Genomic DNA, 15,310 nt, shown 5'->3' on the forward strand with positions numbered 1-15,310 from the left:
GATACTTCATGCTATTTTCCCCGGCACTCACCAAAAGTTTCCCAATATGTTACGGTTTGTTTCCCGGTATGTTATGGCTCATCTCCCGGTATGTTACGATAGAAATACCACTGTGTTATGATGCAAACAGCATTTTCTCTCAAAAGGAACGCTTTTAAGTTAAGAATCAATAAATATGCTCTTGACAGAAAAATATTCTTATCTTTGTGATCGTAAAAAAAACAGATAGGTATGAGTGAAAAGATTATTAAATGGGGCTTCATCGGTTGCGGTGAAGTGACAAAGAAGAAAAGCGGCCCTGCGTTCCAAAAGGTGGAAGGCTCTGAGGTGGTGGCCGTAATGAGTCGTGACGGCTCCAAAGCAAAAGCTTATGCAGAGGAAAGAGGTATCAGAAAATGGTATGACGATGCTCAGGAGCTTATTGATGATCCGGAGGTAAACGCCATCTACATTGCCACTCCCCCTTCCTCTCACGCCACATACGCCATCATGTCAATGAAAGCCGGCAAGCCCGCCTATATAGAGAAACCAATGGCCGTCACTTATGAAGAGTGCACCCGTATCAACCGTATCTCACGCGAAACGGGCGTTCCTTGTTTCGTGGCTTACTACCGTCGCTACCTGCCCTACTTCATCAAGGTAAAACAGCTTGTGGAAGAAGGTGCTATCGGCAATGTAATCAATATACAAATCCGCTTCGCCCAGCCTCCCCGCGATCTGGACTATAACCGCGACAACCTACCCTGGCGGGTGCAGGCAGACATCGCCGGAGGTGGTTATTTCTATGATCTCGCCCCTCACCAGATAGATTTATTGCAGGAGATGTTTGGTTGCATCCTCGAAGCCAGTGGTTATAAAAGTAACCGTGGCGGATTGTATCCGGCAGAAGACACATTGAGTGCCTGCTTCCAGTTTGACAACGGACTGGTAGGGAGTGGCTCCTGGTGCTTCGTTGCACATGAGTCCGCCAAGGAAGACCGTATCGAAATTATCGGTGACAAAGGTATGATCTGTTTCTCCGTCTTTTCATTTGATCCCATTGCACTACATACGGAACGAGGACGGGAAGAGATACATATCGAAAACCCTGAACATGTACAACAACCGCTTATTCAGGCAGTGGTAGACCATCTGTTAGGAAAATCAATCTGTACGTGCGACGGCGAAAGTGCCACACTTACCAATTGGGTGATGGATAAGATACTGGGAAAGATATAAAAGTCATTGCTAATGAATAATTCAAGAAACACACGTATAAGAATAACCATAAAAATTCGACAACAATGAAATTTAGTAATGTAAGATTATTGGTTAAGGATTTTGCTAAATGTTTTAAGTTCTACTCTGAACAACTTGGATTGGAACCGGCTTGGGGCGATGAGAACAGTGGATATGCCAGTTTTAAGGTAGCAGACGGAATAGAAGGATTTGCCCTTTTTGTATCCGACTGGATGGCACCGTCTGTAGGTAATGCGAATAAAGAACTGCCTGTTGGATTCCGAGAGAAATCACTTGTATCATTCAGTGTAGACAATGTTGACGATACTTATACAGCGTTGAAAGAAAAGGGTGTGGTATTTGTTAATGAACCCACCAATATGGCTGATTGGGGAATGCGCACGGTGCATTTGCGCGATCCTGAAGATAATTTAATAGAACTTTTTTCACCATTAGCTCCGGAACAATGTAGCGAAGAGCTAATAGAAGAATGCAAAAAATACGAGTAAAGAGTTTTTCTCTTACAATAAAGCGGGGAATCTCAGATAGTATGAGATTCCCCGCTTTATTGGTACAACATGGTTTTCAAGTATATCAGAATAGGATCTGCCAACAATAAAAGTTAAGTATTTGCCAAACGGTTACCCAATCGTTACCTCTACCATTGTTTATCCTTGCTTAAAGACTCCTATGCAACAGCTTATCAGCAAATGATAGTTTGATAATAGTAAGTGGTACTTCAAATTTAGTTCATACTATGACAACATTTTATTGAAATGCAAATGATCGCAGATTTTCGCAGATTAAATGGCTGCGCTATACTTGAGCAATGATATGCTTTACGTGAATCTGTGAGTTTCTGCATTTCAATAAGAGTATCACATAATGATGAACGATTACTTAATAAAAAAGACTGTAACAGAGACAGAAAGCAGCCTATCTTTCCAGTTTACTTAAAAAAATTCTATCTTTGATGTCACGTTTCTCCTCTCCCTCCGTCTTATTGATGTAAATGGAACTTAAACAATTTAAAATAGACGTGCTACCCCTCCGCGAAAAGTTATTAAACTATGCGCGGAAATTGACAGAAGATCCCTCCGATGCCGAAGACGCAGTGCAGGAAGTCATGCTGAAGCTATGGAATATGCGCCAGAGACTGGACGAATACCGCAGTATCGAAGCCTTGGCCATGACCATGACGCACCACCTCTGCATGGATATCTGGCGGGCCCGACGCCCGGACGCCCTTTCACTGGATCAGGTGCAAGCCCCCAGCCAATCGGCTACTCCGGAGCGAGTACTCGAAGAGAAAGATGAATTCCGCCTGATGCGCGAAATCATCGACTCGCTACCCAGTCTGCAACGCACCATCATACAAATGAAGGACGTGCAGGAATACGAAACAGACGAAATTGCGGAAATCACCGGATGTAATCCTGAAGCTATCCGCAGCAACTTGTCCAGAGCACGAAAGAAAGTTAGAGACATTTACCTGCAAACCATACAAGAAAGAAAAAGGAGAAACGAAGCATGAATATAGAAGAATTATTAAATAAATACTTTGAAGGTGAAACCTCTTGCGAAGAAGAACGCGAACTCAGACACTTCTTCACCCAGGGAATCGTGCCGGAACACCTGAAAGAATACAGCCCCCTGTTTGCTTTCCTTGAAAAAGAAAACAGGCAAGCTAAGGTCACCGATACAGAGCCTGCTACAAAGCAAAGAAAGCTCCGTCGCCACGCCATCTACACCCTGAGCGGAATTGCCGCCGGACTGCTTCTGCTACTGGGCATTGCCGGTATTCACCGTCACTTCAACGCTATGCCCGACAGCTACGTCATCATCGACGGTAAGTGCTACACGGACGAAAATCTGGTGCGCGAACAAGCTATGGTGGCTTTCCGCAATGTAAGCCTCGACGAAGATGAACTTCTCGACAGCCTCTTTGGTGAATAGAAACAGTAGTAAACTATCAAAAAAAATAAAAAGAACCTATATGAATACAGTCATTCGCACAACACTTATCATCCTGCTATTAGCTGCCTTCCCGGCTGGTATAAAGGCACAGGAAGATCTGCACAGTGCTTCCGTATTTCAGAAATACGGCAAGCAAAAGGGTGTGACGATGGTAGAATTGTCCCGAGACATGCTGGACTCCTACCGTATCGACCTATACAAAAGTCTGGTTTTCAAAGATGTGACAGAAGCATTACCTTATATACTGGATTGTCTGGAGAAAGACCAGAAAGAAGGAACTATGAAAAAAATACAGGAGATCATCGAAGACGGTAAACTGCTGACTGCCTATTACCAACTCACTCAGGTGAAAAAAGGCAAAGAGAAGCTGAACCGTTTCCTCCTGTTCAAGATCGGGAAGAAAAACAGCGCTACCTTGATCTATATCGAAGGCAATCTGAATTCGGACGAGCTTGTAGCACTCTTATTCCAAAGAAAAAACTAAAACAATAAAAACGATAAAGACATGAAAAAGATCATTTTAGCATGTATGATGCTCTTCCCGTTCATGGGTATTGCAGCACAAGAAAACGAAACCAGAAAACAAACGACCGTAAACACTTCCGGCGACTCTATCATTATCCTGAAGGGAGAAGGTAACGTGAAAATCAAAATCTACGAAGAGAATATCAGTAACGACACCAGACAGGAAGAAAAGCTTTTTGAAGGCGTCTACCTCACCCGTATCGACTCTGACCGCCCAAGCATATTGGATGCGCTCCCCTTTGCACCGAAAAAGCGCAACCGCTTCGACCCACATTCCAGTGGTTTTTATATGGGATTCAGCCGTCTCACGAATGATTTCTATAGTTTCGGCCCCACCGGAAAAGCATCACTGGATGCCGGTAAATCCTGGGAAATCGGCGCCAATCTTTTCTCCAGCCATATTGCTCTGACCCGTGATCGTCACTGGGGAATGACCTTCGGGCTGGGTTGGGGATATACCTCTTTCCGTCTGGACGGCAATCAGGCTTTCCTAAAAGCAGAAGGCAGCACGGGTGTCTTTGACGGAGATGAGGAAACGATGTATAACAAAAGCCGTCTGCGCTACTTCCATTTTCGTATTCCTATCTCTATCGAATGGCAGACAAGAATCAACGGACGTCGCCCCGTATTCTTCGCTGCCGGACCGGAAGTGGAAATACGCCACGGTGTGAAATCAATGGCAAAAGTAAACGGACACAAAGAGACACTGGGTAAAGGCATGTATGTACACCCGGTAGGTATCAACCTGTTGGCACAAGCTGGATATGGCAGCCTGGGTTTCTATCTGCGCTATTCTACCTACGGACTCTTTGAAAAAGGAAAGGGACCGGATGTATCGCCAATGGCTTTCGGTATTTGTTGGTATTGGTAGGGAGAGAGAGTGATTAGTGGTAAGTGATTAGCGATAAGTGATTAACGATAAGTGATTAGTGATTAGTGGGCTGCGCAATCGTTGCCATAGCGCAGCCCACTAATCACTTATCACTTATCACTAATCACTACTTTATAATCTCCTTGCACCACTCCCTCACCCGCTTGTCCGTCAGTTCCGCCTGATTATCAAGATCAATAACCAAGCCACACCATTGATTGCCACGCAGTGCACGAGACTTATTAAATTTATATCCCTCTGTAGAAGTGAAACCAACCAGGGTGGCTCCGTCTTCTTCAAAAACATCTGCCAGTATGCCCATACCATCTACAAAGTTATCAGGATACTTTGCCTGGTCACCCAGGCCAAAGATGGCTACTTTCTTTCCCTTCAGTTGAAGTGTCCTCAGCTCCGGCAGAAGTTCATCCCAATAGGTAGGCAGTTCTCCGTCAAACCAGGTAGAAGCTCCCACAATCAAATGGTCGTATGCTTCAAAATCATTCTGCCAGGCGTTCTCTACAGAGACTATCTCAACTGCATCACCCAGCTCTTTTTGTATCTTTTTTGCTACCAAGGCCGTCTTATCCGAATTGGCAGCGTAAATCAATGCTATCTTTTTCATATAAGTAATACTTCAAATTAAGTTCATACTATGTGACAGTGTTTTATTGAAACGCAAATGATCGCAGATTTTCACAGATTAAATGGCTGCGCTATACTTGAGCGATGATAGGCTTTGCGTGAATCTGCGAGTTTCTGCGTTTCAATAACAGTATCATATAATGATGAACGATTATTTATCAATCTATCTTTCTTAATATTCCAATAACTCTTTTGCTGCTGCATATATCTTTTCTTCATCGGGCAAAATAGCACGTTCCAGTGCCGGATGAAACCCAACCGGTGTAAATGTGGAACCTACGCGACGAATAGGGGCATCAAGATGCCTGAACATCTCTGTCCCAAGAGTAGCAGCTACCTCGGCACCAAAGCCCGAAAAGACTTTATCTTCGTGCACCACCAATGCCTTGCTGGTTTTCTTTACCGATTCAAAGATAGTCTCTTTGTCTAACGGGATCAGTGAACGAAGGTCGATCACTTCCACTTCCCATCCGTTTTCCTTCGCCAGGCGTTCGGCTACGTTAAGGCAAAAATGGGTAGTATTGCCATAAGTGATAATACTCAGATCGGAACCTTCACGACGGATACGGGCCTTACCAAAAGGTACCTCAAAATCTTCGGGCACAATGGCTGAGGCTTCTACTGAATTGTACAGAGCTTTCGGTTCAATAAACAAAGTGAATCCCCGCGAACGCATACTTGTACGAAGCAGTCCGGCCGCATCATCGGCAAAAGAAGGACACACAATCCGCGCTCCGGGAAGGGTGGTAAGAGCTCCTTCTATGTTTTGGGAGTGATACAGTCCGCCACCGATATAACCACCCGAAGCTAATCTCAGGGTGATATTGGGAACAAATTTTCCGTTGCTTCGCCAGTACTCGTGTGTACACTCTACGTACTGCTCTACGGCCGGCCAGAAATAATCGGCAAACTCAGCACCCTCTATCACAACATGTATCTTCGGGTCGAAGCGACACATACCATTGGCTGTACCTACGATATAATCTTCGGCAATCGGTGCACTGAATACACGGGCATCGCCAAACTCCTGTTGCATGCCTTTGGTGACATTAAATACGCCTCCTTTTTCTTTGTTTGCCACATCCTGTCCCCAGATAAAGGTATCGGGATTGCGCCTGAACTCAGATTTCAGTGTTTCATTAATAGCAGTCACCATAAAAGCCTTCTCTCCTTCTACCTCATTGTGAGTTCCATCCGGGTACTTCTTCGGTTCATAAGGTTCCGGCAGTACAAAGTCAAAAATCGACTTCGGATCGGGATCGGGAGCAGCAAGTGCTTTGCGATTGGCAGCACTAAGCTCTTTTTTCGCTTCGGCTTCTATCTTTTGCAAATCCTCTTCCGACAGTCGTTTGTAACGGAGCAACATCCGGCGGAATTTCATCAGCGGATCGGCGTCTTTCACATAGGTAAGTTCGTTCTCATCGCGGTAAAGGGTATGCTTGTCCGAATTGGAATGCGAACCGATACGGACACAATTGGCATGCACAATCACCGGGGTGCGATTGGCAATGGCAAACTCACGGGCTTCGGTCATCGCATTCATAGAGTCGAACACGTCTTTGCCGTTACAATGAATGATTTTCAGATTCTTAAAGCCGGAGAAATTATCGGCAACTTTACGGTTGGCAGTCTGCTCATCTTTCGGAACAGAGATACCATAACCATTGTCCTGCCATACAAAGATAACAGGCAGGCGCTCAAGACTGGCCCCATTGACAGCTTCATAAACAAAGCCCTCGGAGGAGGCCGATTCACCATGCGAAGTGATCGCAACCCCCCGGTGGCCGTAGTAAACCATAGCCCGGGCTACGCCTGCGGCATGCAAGTCGTGTGTACCGGTGGCAGAAGAGACATTTTCAATGTGCCACTCCGGTTTGGCGAAGTGATTGGACATATGACGACCGCCACTACCGGGGTCGGTAGCTTTGGAAATGCCGTTTAGAATCAGTTCCTCTACACTCATTCCGGCAGAAAGAGCGGTAAGCATATCGCGATAGTATGGGAAAAGAAAATCTTCTCCTTTGGTGAAAACCTGCCCGATAGCTAACTGAATGCCATCATGCCCCGCATAAGGGGCATGGAAAGACCAACCCAGAGATTGTAATAAATAAGACGGCGTTTTCTCGTCAAGGGCACGTCCCAGGGTCATCAGATGATACCACTTACGAAGCGTGGCTTCGTCAGTAGTCTTAATATCATATTTCTTCATAAATAGTTCTTTGTGCTTCCCGCACGGGGAGGTGCGGCAGGCGATGATTGTATATTAATGGGGTTATCGATGTGTATTTTTATTTGACATTTAGGGGATACTTCGAGGGAGGCTTCGGGAGGGGGTGTTGTGACATCGTGATGTCATGCCCGGTGACATCGTGATGTCATGCCTGGTGACATCGTGATGTCATGCTCGGTGACATCAGTGTGTTATGACTGGTGACACAGGTGTGTCATGACTGGTGACACAGGTGTGTCATGACCGGTGACACAGGTGTGTCATAACAGCATCCCCAAAAAGCTGCCCAGAAGCGCTACAGGAGCACTATTCTGAGGTGAAACGCTCTAAATAGTCTGCAATAAAACGGAGGAAGTTACCCCCTAATGAGCCATCTACTACCCGGTGGTCATAAGAGAGAGAGAGGTACATTTTGTGCCGGATAGCGATCACATCTCCTTCGGGAGTTTCTTTTACAACCGGCTTCTTCTCAATACTCCCCACACCTAGGATAGCGACCTCCGGCTGATTGATTACCGGAGTACCAAAAAGCATCTTAAATGTACCGTAGTTGGTGATTGTAAATGTTCCGCCACTAATCTCGTCAGGAGTCAGCTTATTATTGCGGGCTTTAAGTGCCAGTGAGTTTATGCTCAGTGCCAGTCCGTTCAGGTTCAGACGGTCGGCATCATGGATGACAGGTACAATCAGATTACCGTCATTCAGCGATACGGCAACCCCGATATTGATGTGCTTCTTAAACAGTATATTGTAACCGTCAACAGATACATTCACCTGCGGATAAGCAACCAATGCTTTAGCTACCGCCTCTGTTATGACAGGCATATAAGTCAGCTTCACACCCTCCCGACGGAAGAACGCATCTTTATTCTTCTCACGCCAATGAACCAGCTGGGTCACATCAACTTCGACTACATTGGTTACGTGTGGAGAAACTTTCTTCGACATTACCATATGATCGGCAATAATCTTACGGACAAAATCCATAGGCTTCACTTCCACATCCGAAGTGGAACCGACTACCGGAGCAGGCGAGACAACCGGTGCAACCGGAGCAGTGGTAGCAGCAGATACAGGCGAAGTAGCCGGAGCTGTACTCACCGGAGCCTCTTTGGATATAGCGGCTGCTTGCTGAACAGTAACTTTAGGCGCAGCAGGACTACCACTCTTCTTCCGGGCAATGTAATCTTTGATATCTTTCTTACTCAACCGCCCCTCATAGCCTGTACCGGGAATGGTATCCAGTTCTTCCCTATGAATTTTTGCCTCCCGTGCCAACTGTAACACAACGGGTGAGTACCAACGCTCTTCTTCTGCTTTCACTACTTTCTCCTGTGGAGAGTCAGAAGTGGGTATTCCGCTTGCAGGTTGCTCTGTTTTGGTTTCTTCCTGTTCGCCTTCTCCCCCCATATCTACAAGGGCTACTACAGTTCCTACCGGCACCGTATCGCCTTCTTTAAACAATATCTCTACCACCTTACCGGCTACGGGAGACGGAACTTCGGCACTCACTTTGGCAGTATTTACCTCAAACAACACATCGTCTTCCTGAACGACGTCGCCTACTTGTACCGACCAGGATATAATGGTACCTTCAGTGACACTCTCACCCAATTTGGGCATCTTTATTTCAAACTTTGGCATATAACTTATTCTTTTATTATTATTGACTTATATAGATTAAACAACCTTCCAGAATAGAAAGTTCCGAGTTAATAGTTTATAGTTGTTGTCACACTGCATAATAACTGTCAATTGTCAATTGTCCACTGTCAATTGTCAATTGTCCACTGTCCCCTGTCAATTCCCCCAAATCCACGCTTCCGTAGCATACTTTTCACGCTTCAGCCGTTCAATAGCTTCTATATCATTACGGGTGAAACGATAGATAGGATTCTCTCCATTCTCACTCAAAAAGTAATGAAACAGGAGCCGTAGAAAGCGTCGCATATCCGGAGGCTGTTGCAAATGCCTGCACACATTGGTCACTTCACTTTTTACTGACGGCACGGCGCGCACTATGTGAGAACCGGGAGCCAGTACTTCCGGCTCCGACCTGCCATTGAGCGAGGCATTCAATGCCTCGATGTTTGTAGAAAAGAGGAGTGTGCAGTGATACATCACTCTGTTTTTGTGGATACACTGCGCACTACCGGATATCTTCTGCCCGTCGATATACACCCCTAAGCGACTGTCCGCACTGGCAGTAATCCCTACTGTTGCCAGAAAATCAATGGTCTGTTGCAGATAATAGTTGAAGTCGGGCTGAGTAGCAGTCTCTATGAAAGTGAGGTTGACATTTCCCGCATCGTGATAAACTGCACCTCCACCGGAGAAACGGCGGGCAATCCTCACACCATACTGCTGCGTGTAGTCCGTATCCACTTCTGCCTCCACACGCTGATGTTTGCCGATAACCACCGTAGGAGTTGCCTGCCAAAGCATGAAATAGTTCTCACGCTTCTGCTTCAACAGATATTCTTCTGCTGCCAGATTGAAATAGATATCCGTACAGCGGTTGTCTATGCAGAACATCAGGCAAAAAGGGTTTCATGGAAAATCTCTCCCACCGTGGGGTGAGGAAATACGCTCTTTTTAAACTCTTCTACCGTATATCCGTGCTCGATGGCAATACCTGCCACTACAATTAGTTCCGAAGCCGGATTCCCCAACAAGTGACAGCCGATGATATGCTCATCTTCATCAAGAATCAGTTTGCAAAGCCCATTTCCCAATTCATTCTCGGCAATAAAACGCCCGGAGTAGACCATTGGTAACTTCTGTACCCGGTAACTCACCCCTCCGGCAATCAGCTCTTCTTCCGTCTTCCCCACCCCCGCAAGTTCGGGATTGGTATAAACTACTCCGGGAACGTAGTCGTAGCTCATCTTATCTTCTACGCCTAAGATGTGATTAATAGCCACCTCACTCTCACGGATGGCGGTATGTGCCAGCATCGAATGGCCTGTAATATCACCACAAGCATATACATACGGGTGAGAGGTTTGCATGTGCTCATTTACTTTCACTCCACTACGGTGTAGCTCGATGTTCAGTTTATCAAGCCCCACCTGGCCTATATTTGCTTTACGTCCCACGCTGACTAATATCTTATCTGCTTCAAGCACAGTTGTTTTCCCGTCTCTCTCTACTGTAACTCCTGCCTTACCTACTTCAATCACTTTTGTATTCAGATAGAAATTAACACCCCGTTTCGTATAGTCTGCCCGGAGCATGGCGCTGGTTTCTTTATCCATCGCACCCAGAATTTCGGGCATCATCTCGACCACTGCTACCCGCACTCCCATACTGTTGAAGAAAGAGGCGAACTCCATACCGATTACACCACCACCAATGATGACGAGTGACCGGGGGAGCTGCGTTGACTCCAGGGCTTCTTTTGAAGTCCAGTAATCTACATCCGTAAGCCCCTTTATCGGAGGAATCACCGTATCAGAACCCGTACAAACCATCAGATAGGTCACCTCATATGATTCGCCCTCACTGCTAATGTGTATTCGCCCGTCCTTCTCCCCCACTATGAGGGCTTCATGCTCCACAATCGTTACTCCGTAGGAAGTTACCGTCATTGTCACTCCTCCCGTCAGCTTCTTCACTGTCTTGTCTTTGCGGCTGATAATCTTTTCCATATCAAACGCGGGAAGCCCGGAGACGGAAACACCATACTTGGATGCTCCTTTTATATTATCCAGCACTTTGGCGGAGTACAATAATGTTTTGGTTGGGATACATCCTTCATTAAGGCATACACCCCCCATTGCTTTTTTCTCAAACAGTACGGTTCTCAGACCGTTGGCCCCTGCACGCTCGGCAGCGGTATATCCGGCGGGACCTCCGCCAATGATTGCTATATCAAATTTCATACGCTGATTGTTTTTAAATAAAATATGATATAACAACAAATAAAAGAAGAACTTGGTTGTCGGGAATTGTCTGAATGATTACCTTTGCCTTAAAACCAAATCTTAAAAGATATGACTAAGGAAGAATTAATGCGGAAAGCCATTGAGCTTTCAAAAGAAAATGTCGCTAATGGTGGTGGTCCGTTTGGTGCTGTTATTGCCAAAGATGGAGAGATTATTGCTACCGGAGTAAATCGCGTAACCGCCTCTTGCGACCCTACAGCCCATGCGGAAGTCAGCGCTATCCGTGCTGCTGCTGCCCAGCTTGGTACATTCAACCTAAGCGGTTACGAAATATATACTTCGTGTGAACCCTGCCCGATGTGTCTGGGAGCTATCTATTGGGCACGACTGGATAAAATGTATTATGGCAATAACAAAACGGATGCAAAGAATATAGGGTTCGATGACTCATTTATTTATGACGAACTGGAGTTGAAGCCCGCAGACCGGAAATTGCCTTCGGAGGTACTGCTCCACAATGAAGCTATCAAAGCTTTTGAAGAGTGGGCGGAGAAGGAAGATAAAGTGGAGTATTGATTAACCATATTAACATTCGCTGAGAATCATACGTACTATGCCTGACAAAGAATGCATAGTTCAGATGTAAACTATGCATTTTAAGGGAGCGTTAAAATGCATTTTAAGGCATTGTTAAATACGTACTTTAGGACTCGTTATATTATCTTTCCTAAATGGTAACATAAAGCGTTGCAACATAGAAGTATACGCTATATAAAACAAGAATCCCCGGAGTACTGCATTTCTCCGGGGATCTTTTTCACACACAAAAGTTATAATTGCAATTGAAACTCTTCTTTTTTAGAAACGCATGCCGATGGTAAAGAGTACCTGGCTGCGAGTGTTGGTAACGTCCGTCTTGTTAAGATATATATCTTCAAAGGCATAGAACTTCTCTTTATAAGTACTGTATTTATATGCGAGATCTGCATAAAGCAAGCTGCCACGATAACCGATACCGATGGTATAATTGCTAAGCGCCTGGGCATTGGCAAAATCTGTATCTGTACTTATTGAGTTTATAGGTAAGTTCTTGAAAGCATTATCCTTAAAGGCAGAAGTGCTGTAATTGTATCCCAAACGGAAAGCAAATTGCGGAATCACCTTATACTCTGCTCCTACGCGAACCGTACTAACTCCTTTCAGCATACTGGTCTGGCCATTTTCCCAAGTCATTGCATCACCTTCGGGGTAGTTGAAGCGCATTGTTGAATAATTTTCATATTCATACTCCGCACCGATAGCCAGGCTACTGCCCACTGTATATCCGAGACTGAAATTATAAGTCCACGGTGTACGGAAACTATACTCGCGGTTCATATCACCCACCAAGTCATAGGTATCAATGGTGGTCCGAGTCAGTTTATCACCCAAAAAGACATCGGAAACCATACGAGAGCTTGTAGTCAGCGTAAGTTTATAGAATGTAGGAGAGTGCACAGACACACCGAAACGCAGAGGAGAGGATTCGATGGGACGTACAATGGCTCCCAGCTTAAAGTCAAATCCACTACCGCCAATCTTGTTCCAGCTTTCCAGCAAATATCCTGTCTCGCCATAGTTCTCGTCATAAGAAGAGTACTTCTTATAGTCTACGTCATAAGCACCTATTGTCATTCCGAAATAGAAACGGTCATTGACGTTGAACGATACGTTGAAGTCATATTGATCAATTCCGCCTCTTTCCTCAGAGTGAAACTTAGCATAGGGGATATCGGTAGTCATCGGTCTGTAGAGGTTTCCACCCCATTGGTCTTTTCCATCTTCAATTATTAGATGACCTTGAGAGCCCAATACGGAAAGCCAGCCCAAATCCTGATCGCGAAAAGCTTCACGACCTTCAAAATATTTGCTGTCTTTCACTCCATTCGCCTGATTAGCCATCTGGTAGGTTTGGGTTACAATTCCATCGCCAGGCGCTGTGTTCAGCAACCCCTCCATGCCCATATTCTTATAGAACGACTTCGATTTGTGATAGTTGAATCCGAAATTCACATACCGCAGAGGCGTCTGATTACCTATCTTTGAAGAAAACACAAAACCTATATTATCAAATCCTCCACGGTTCTTATCCCATTTTGAATTATAAACATTGTCAAGTCCCTTGTATGTGCTCTCCATCCCATAGGCTGAGAAACTGAAAGTAGTCATCACATCGTTACTGCGGTAGATTCCGATACCAGCCGGATTTGTTCCGATAGTGGATATATCTCCTCCTAAAGCACTCATTGCGCCACCCATACCGACAAAACGGGCGGTTCCATTTAAATCCTTACCAGTAAACTTAGCAGCATCGTATATTGTCTGTGCCTTTGCACTGCCTGCAAGCAGGGCGGCAGCCGCTATAATCATTATCTTTTTCATAATCCTTACCTTTTAAGTTAATACTACGGTTATCTCCGGCTACTACTGCTACGGCTGGAACCACCGCCACCACCACTGGAACGGGAGGAACTACCACCACTATATGAACCTGCACTGGAGCGCGAACTACCGCTGCTACTGGGAGAATAACTTCTGCTGGAAGAAGGAGTAGACGACGAACGTGAACTTCCGCTTGAATAGCTGCTACGGCTGGAAGGCTGCGTTGAGCTACCTCTGTTGTAAGTAGAACTCGGACGGCTACTGCTACTACTGCTCGGTCTGGAGGAAGAACTGCTGGAAGGACGGCTTACCTCAGTCCGCGAGCTACTATTATAAGTACTGCGCGTACTGCTCGGACGTGTGTAGGTAGAACGACGTGAAGAGCTTGCTTCTCCCCTGTCCGTACTTACTCCCGGACGACTGCTGGCAGAGGTACGTGTACCTACAACCCGGCTTGAAGACGAAGCATTGGTACGACGGGAAGTGCTCGTTCCGCCTGCACTTGGGCGACGGGAGGCATCTCCTGAGGTATATGTACGACGGGAAGTACCCGACGAATACCGGTCGCTGTTTCCGTAAGACCGACGATTGGTATAACTGTTATTGCTCCAGTAGTGACCTCCGCCACCCCAACCCGGATAATACCCGGGATAATGATGATGATGTCCCCAGTGACCACCCCAATAGCCGCCACCATACCAACCACCGTACCAGCCGCCATAATATCCGCCCCAACCGTAATAAGGACGTGACCACCCCCAACCCCAACCGGGACCGTAGGAATTATAGCGCCAATCCCACCACATCGGATTGCTGAACGTAGGGAACGCATAGGCATACAAGCCGTCAGTATATACGTTCCAGTCCCATGAATTACTTCCGTAAACAATATCCCAATAGAACGGGCTACTGATACTTACAGCAAAACGCGGATTACGGAAACGGATGATGCGTTCTGCATATTCGTAATCGTCCTGCGAACCGTTGAACTCACCGTTCACCCATTCGCCATCCAGATCCGGGCGTGATTTCTCTTTAATATATAAGGTGTCATCCTCCATCTCGAAGTCGTTTTCACGTGCATCGTAACGGCGGTTATACTCGTCCACATCGCGGGTATTTCCTTTGCGGTCCTGAACAACAACAGTTGTCCCCGGAGACGTATAAATATTCGTCGTGGCCTGTCTTCTCACCGGTTCCTTTTTCTCTGGTGCCGGCTCTTCCTTCTCTTTGGAAGGAATGAAGTAGAGGTCATCGTCATAGCTCTGTGCCATCAAACCTATAGGGAGACACAAGGCAATCAACAATAAAAAAACAATCTTTTTCATATCTCTGTGGTTTATGGGTTTATTTTTTTAATCCTTTTATTCACATTACAAAGATAAGCAAGGTATTGTTGCTTTTCGGGAGATTTTCCCCAAACAATAATAGGGAAATCCCTATTTATAAAAGATTAAGAAGCTGATAAAAGCCTTTAATACTTTACCTCAATGGATAAAAAACAGAAGGATGCAGGGAATTGTTTCCGGGAGAAGAAAA

The 15,310-nt window shown here is 45.7% G+C and carries 14 protein-coding genes; 7 read left to right on the plus strand and 7 right to left on the minus strand.

The annotated features are described in order from the left end of the window. Window positions 1-231 precede the first annotated feature (231 nt). The 6 genes from VCM39_RS13845 (at window position 232) to VCM39_RS13870 (ending at window position 4,591) form a co-directional block, all read left to right on the plus strand. Window positions 232-1,218, plus strand: coding sequence for a Gfo/Idh/MocA family protein (locus VCM39_RS13845; RefSeq protein ID WP_195349549.1), 987 nt, complete (start codon window positions 232-234; stop codon window positions 1,216-1,218). A gap of 65 nt (window positions 1,219-1,283) precedes the next feature. Further along, the gene (locus tag VCM39_RS13850) at window positions 1,284-1,727 is read left to right on the plus strand and encodes a VOC family protein (RefSeq protein WP_002561687.1); all 444 of its coding nucleotides are present in this window, start codon (window positions 1,284-1,286) and stop codon (window positions 1,725-1,727) included. 503 nt (window positions 1,728-2,230) lie between these two features. Further along, window positions 2,231-2,752 (plus strand): RNA polymerase sigma factor, encoded by a 522-nt coding sequence (locus VCM39_RS13855; RefSeq protein WP_221648775.1) that lies wholly within the window; start codon window positions 2,231-2,233, stop codon window positions 2,750-2,752. Next, window positions 2,749-3,174, plus strand: coding sequence for a hypothetical protein (locus VCM39_RS13860; RefSeq protein WP_322933696.1), 426 nt, complete (start codon window positions 2,749-2,751; stop codon window positions 3,172-3,174). Before VCM39_RS13855 ends, VCM39_RS13860 begins: the two co-directional genes overlap by 4 nt. 40 nt (window positions 3,175-3,214) lie before the next feature. Beyond that, window positions 3,215-3,679, plus strand: coding sequence for a DUF4252 domain-containing protein (locus VCM39_RS13865; RefSeq protein ID WP_221648776.1), 465 nt, complete (start codon window positions 3,215-3,217; stop codon window positions 3,677-3,679). 21 nt (window positions 3,680-3,700) lie between these two features. Further along, on the plus strand, window positions 3,701-4,591 hold the full coding sequence (locus VCM39_RS13870; protein ID WP_195350721.1) for a hypothetical protein: 891 nt from the start codon (window positions 3,701-3,703) through the stop codon (window positions 4,589-4,591). Between the two features lie 127 nt (window positions 4,592-4,718). Here the strand turns inward: VCM39_RS13870 and VCM39_RS13875 are convergent, their stop codons facing one another. From VCM39_RS13875 to lpdA, 5 genes are all read right to left on the minus strand, one after another. Then, window positions 4,719-5,213 carry a flavodoxin gene (locus VCM39_RS13875; protein WP_221648778.1) on the minus strand — a complete coding sequence of 165 codons (495 nt, stop codon included), beginning with the start codon at window positions 5,211-5,213 and terminating at the stop codon, window positions 4,719-4,721. Between the two features lie 192 nt (window positions 5,214-5,405). Continuing rightward, window positions 5,406-7,442, minus strand: coding sequence for a thiamine pyrophosphate-dependent enzyme (locus VCM39_RS13880; RefSeq protein ID WP_221648779.1), 2,037 nt, complete (start codon window positions 7,440-7,442; stop codon window positions 5,406-5,408). Between the two features lie 327 nt (window positions 7,443-7,769). Continuing rightward, window positions 7,770-9,107 (minus strand): dihydrolipoamide acetyltransferase family protein, encoded by a 1,338-nt coding sequence (locus VCM39_RS13885; protein WP_322933695.1) that lies wholly within the window; start codon window positions 9,105-9,107, stop codon window positions 7,770-7,772. Between the two features lie 156 nt (window positions 9,108-9,263). Then, the gene (locus VCM39_RS13890; RefSeq protein WP_221648781.1) at window positions 9,264-9,998 is read right to left on the minus strand and encodes a biotin/lipoate A/B protein ligase family protein; all 735 of its coding nucleotides are present in this window, start codon (window positions 9,996-9,998) and stop codon (window positions 9,264-9,266) included. After that, window positions 9,998-11,347 carry a dihydrolipoyl dehydrogenase gene (lpdA, locus tag VCM39_RS13895; protein ID WP_322933694.1) on the minus strand — a complete coding sequence of 450 codons (1,350 nt, stop codon included), beginning with the start codon at window positions 11,345-11,347 and terminating at the stop codon, window positions 9,998-10,000. The genes VCM39_RS13890 and lpdA overlap by 1 nt, the downstream gene beginning before the upstream one ends. 111 nt (window positions 11,348-11,458) lie before the next feature. Between lpdA and VCM39_RS13900 the strand changes: the two genes are divergently transcribed. Then, window positions 11,459-11,926: a nucleoside deaminase gene (locus VCM39_RS13900; RefSeq protein WP_002561697.1), complete on the plus strand. Its 468-nt coding sequence runs from the start codon at window positions 11,459-11,461 to the stop codon at window positions 11,924-11,926. Window positions 11,927-12,208: 282 nt separating this feature from the next. Here VCM39_RS13900 and VCM39_RS13905 read toward each other — a convergent pair whose 3' ends face one another. Continuing rightward, window positions 12,209-13,771, minus strand: a complete 1,563-nt coding sequence (locus VCM39_RS13905) for a hypothetical protein (protein WP_322933693.1) — start codon at window positions 13,769-13,771, stop codon at window positions 12,209-12,211. A gap of 29 nt (window positions 13,772-13,800) precedes the next feature. Next, complete coding sequence (locus VCM39_RS13910; RefSeq protein ID WP_221648784.1) at window positions 13,801-15,099, minus strand: hypothetical protein; 1,299 nt, start codon at window positions 15,097-15,099, stop codon at window positions 13,801-13,803. Window positions 15,100-15,310: the final 211 nt, after the last annotated feature.

Source organism: Bacteroides mucinivorans, assembly GCF_034654355.2.
GTDB classification, from domain to species: domain Bacteria; phylum Bacteroidota; class Bacteroidia; order Bacteroidales; family Bacteroidaceae; genus Bacteroides; species Bacteroides nordii.

Excerpts from the sequence above, each read along its gene's own strand:
- VCM39_RS13845 (WP_195349549.1), top strand. The coding sequence starts at position 232 with ATGAGTGAAAAGATTATTAAATGGGGCTTCATCGGTTGCGGTGAAGTG.
- VCM39_RS13850 (WP_002561687.1), top strand. The coding sequence starts at position 1,284 with ATGAAATTTAGTAATGTAAGATTATTGGTTAAGGATTTTGCTAAATGT.
- VCM39_RS13855 (WP_221648775.1), top strand. The coding sequence starts at position 2,231 with ATGGAACTTAAACAATTTAAAATAGACGTGCTACCCCTCCGCGAAAAG.
- VCM39_RS13860 (WP_322933696.1), top strand. The coding sequence starts at position 2,749 with ATGAATATAGAAGAATTATTAAATAAATACTTTGAAGGTGAAACCTCT.
- VCM39_RS13865 (WP_221648776.1), top strand. The coding sequence starts at position 3,215 with ATGAATACAGTCATTCGCACAACACTTATCATCCTGCTATTAGCTGCC.
- VCM39_RS13870 (WP_195350721.1), top strand. The coding sequence starts at position 3,701 with ATGAAAAAGATCATTTTAGCATGTATGATGCTCTTCCCGTTCATGGGT.
- VCM39_RS13875 (WP_221648778.1), bottom strand. The coding sequence starts at position 5,213 with ATGAAAAAGATAGCATTGATTTACGCTGCCAATTCGGATAAGACGGCC.
- VCM39_RS13880 (WP_221648779.1), bottom strand. The coding sequence starts at position 7,442 with ATGAAGAAATATGATATTAAGACTACTGACGAAGCCACGCTTCGTAAG.
- VCM39_RS13885 (WP_322933695.1), bottom strand. The coding sequence starts at position 9,107 with ATGCCAAAGTTTGAAATAAAGATGCCCAAATTGGGTGAGAGTGTCACT.
- VCM39_RS13890 (WP_221648781.1), bottom strand. The coding sequence starts at position 9,998 with ATGTTCTGCATAGACAACCGCTGTACGGATATCTATTTCAATCTGGCA.
- lpdA (WP_322933694.1), bottom strand. The coding sequence starts at position 11,347 with ATGAAATTTGATATAGCAATCATTGGCGGAGGTCCCGCCGGATATACC.
- VCM39_RS13900 (WP_002561697.1), top strand. The coding sequence starts at position 11,459 with ATGACTAAGGAAGAATTAATGCGGAAAGCCATTGAGCTTTCAAAAGAA.
- VCM39_RS13905 (WP_322933693.1), bottom strand. The coding sequence starts at position 13,771 with ATGAAAAAGATAATGATTATAGCGGCTGCCGCCCTGCTTGCAGGCAGT.
- VCM39_RS13910 (WP_221648784.1), bottom strand. The coding sequence starts at position 15,099 with ATGAAAAAGATTGTTTTTTTATTGTTGATTGCCTTGTGTCTCCCTATA.